Genomic DNA, 2,817 nt, shown 5'->3' with positions numbered 1-2,817 from the left:
AAAGACAGTTATTACACACGCAAGAAGAAACATAAGCTATTCTGCAAGCGTGCAGGAATAGAGCCGACTATCGGGCATTTGAAATCAGACTTTCGTTTAGGACGCAACTTTTATAAAGGTGTGTTCGGGGATGTTGTCAATCTGCTCTTAGCCGCAGCAGCGTACAACTTCAAAAGAGCCATGAGGGTTCTTTGGCTACTTGTTGAAAAAATCTGCGGGACACTGTTTTCTTGCAATATCCCGCAGATGAGTACTTTTTAAGGGACGACTAAATAGTTAATAAACGATTCGTTAATTTTTAACTTTATTGCGTTAAACGTTAACGAACCTCTGCTTTTTATTAAACCGTGTTATAAGTTAGGCTGCTTTGCCTCGAAAATTTGGAGATAACCGAAAAGTCCGTATCTTTGTATTGTGTTTTTCATAGTATTAGATTTAAGGTTAACAAAGATTGGCTGTCTGGGATAGATAGCCTTTTTTTTGTCCCTACTATTCCTTATAGAATCAGCCAGATGGCAATGATATGCCCGATGCTGCCCCCCAGACAAAACAAGTGGAAAGTGGCATGCATATATGGTTTGCGCAACGAATAAAAAACAGCTCCCACGATATACGAAACTCCTCCGCCAATCAGCCACCAGAAAGCGGTAGTGGCTCCCAGTTCTCCCAGATGGTCTAACAAAGGTTTCATGGCTACCAATATACAGGCGCCCATCCCTACGTAACAAGCCGTTTCGAGATTGCTATGTTCTTTCAGTTTTTTGAAGCTAAGAATGAAACCGGCGATAGCCGATAGCCAGACGAAAGCGAAAATTCCCCATCCCCATCCGCCGGCATGCCGCAGAACGAGCAGGGTAAAAGGAGTATAGGTTCCGGCAATGTGCAAATAGATAGCTCCATGATCGAATTTACGGAGCAGCTCTTTCAGCTTTCCCGGACGACTGCCGTGATACCACGTAGAGCTGACATAAGAAGAAAGCATCCCCGCCAAGTAGACAGATACACAAGCAACTGCCCACTGCGGCTCTATATTTTTGGAAGCCTTTTCCAATAACAAATATCCGGCCACGATTCCAAGCAGAATACCTATTCCATGGCTAAGGGTATTTGCCCATTCTTCTATATTATTGTATCGTTTGTTCTTCAATGTTCCTTTTTTTGAATTGTTAAGTCACAAAAAATATTGAGTCGCAAAGATACTTTATTTTCCGTAAAGCGTTTCTTCGCCTTATTCTTTTTTTTAAGAAATATCGGCGTATGATACTCCCTGCGGTTTTAAAAATTTGATGCGTACTCAATGCTCGGTGTCCAGTTGGAAACCGTCGTGGTTGATGGAATGAACAGTTTCCTCATAATTGTGTTTTTTGTAGTATCTTCACAAAGAAAAAAATAGAGAAAGGTGTATCGCCTTTCTCTATTTAATTTTTATTTTATGTATAAAATATATTATACCAAATGTCCGATCCATTCTTCACGGTCGCCGGGGAGAAGGTCGATAACAGGAATTTCTACCATTGTGTAGCATCCCGGCTGTTGCTTCATCGAAGCACGTGCCACACATACTAGCACTTGTGCTGTCAGTGCGGGGTTGTTGATGCGCATATTAAATTCGAACAACTGATTCTGTGTTTTGCCGGATACACCTTTGCGAGTGAGATTTACACCGTGACCCATATCCAATAGAGCGTCTACGCTCGGAACGAGTTTCACGTGTGTTTCATCATTCACGAAGTAAGGATCTGCTTTGATGGCAGTAGCTACTTCTTCAAATTTATATCCGTCTTTTAGTTCGATGTACACCATGCGGCGGTGGATTCCCGTGCCGGTAGGAATAGTCATGGAAAGAGCGGCTTTCACTCCGTCGATAGCTTTTACGGCTACTGTGTGTCCCATGCTCATACCCGGACCGAAGTTGGTGTAAGTGATTCCTTTCGGAGCAATCGCTTCGAGCATGGTGCGTACGATGGAGTCGCTTCCCGGATCCCATCCGGCAGAGATGATCGATACGGCTTTATGTTCTTTGGCAGCAGCAGCCAGTGTGCGGCGTAAGTCTACGATACCAGTGTGGATATCGAAACTGTCTACCGTATTAATCCCCATTGCCAGATATTCTTTTGCATATTTCTCAACGCTGCGGGTGGGCGTGCAAAGAATAGCTACGTCTACATCCCCCAACTCTTTTATGTCCTTTACTACTGCATAGTTTGCCAACTCTTCCGGTTTGTTCTCTGCTCCTGCACGACGAACGACTCCGGCTATTTCGAAATCAGGTGCCGCCTGAAGCGCTTCCAGTACATAATGTCCGATGTTACCATAACCAACGATGGCAGCTCTTACTTTTTTCATTCTTTTCTTGGTTTTAATGAACAAATTTCTTTCTTTTGCTTGCAAAAGTAAACAATTTACTACTAACTTTGGTTCATTCGCTTTAATATTTTATTTTTTTTCACTAGCAGGCAATACCGGTCCGCATGAAAGCAAATCAGGGTGTGATGTGCTGCATCGAAAAAACTCTGTGGCCTCTGTGTCCTCCTTTAGATTTGCACTGTGAAAAATAAAGGTTGAAATATTACCTTTGTGGTTAAAACAAGTTAACCAAGGAAAGTAGGTGACCCATTGTGTCCTCTAGGCAGAAGCCCTATCCACGGAATTAGTCCTTCTTTCCTTATCAGTTGAACAGATCCAATTAGAATTTTAGGTCGTTGGCCTATTAAAGGATATAGTTTGTTCAACCTATGGTTAACCCTTTAATAGTGCAAAAATATGGAAAAGAAATGGTTTATTGGCATTGACATCTCAAAAAAAACTTTGGATGTT

Annotated in this window: 3 protein-coding genes; 1 reads left to right on the top strand and 2 read right to left on the bottom strand. The window is 42.3% G+C overall.

Annotated elements, in window-relative coordinates; genetic code table 11:
• On the top strand, positions 1-261 hold a 261-nt coding region (locus HMPREF0106_RS25495; RefSeq protein WP_008997636.1), incomplete at its 5' end, for a transposase.
• Positions 262-496: 235 nt separating this feature from the next.
• Here the strand turns inward: HMPREF0106_RS25495 and trhA are convergent.
• Positions 497-1,147 (bottom strand): PAQR family membrane homeostasis protein TrhA, encoded by a 651-nt coding sequence (gene trhA, locus HMPREF0106_RS23730; RefSeq protein ID WP_008024744.1) that lies wholly within the window; start codon positions 1,145-1,147, stop codon positions 497-499.
• A gap of 299 nt (positions 1,148-1,446) precedes the next feature.
• Entirely contained in the window at positions 1,447-2,346 is a 900-nt protein-coding gene (locus HMPREF0106_RS23735) for a diaminopimelate dehydrogenase (RefSeq protein WP_032850940.1), read from the bottom strand.
• Between the last annotated feature and the right edge of the window lie 471 nt (positions 2,347-2,817).

This window comes from Bacteroides sp. D22 (assembly GCF_000163675.1).
Classification (GTDB): Bacteria; Bacteroidota; Bacteroidia; order Bacteroidales; family Bacteroidaceae; genus Bacteroides; species Bacteroides xylanisolvens.
Note: the sequence above shows the minus strand (reverse complement) of the source record. Positions and strands in the feature narration are given on the sequence as shown.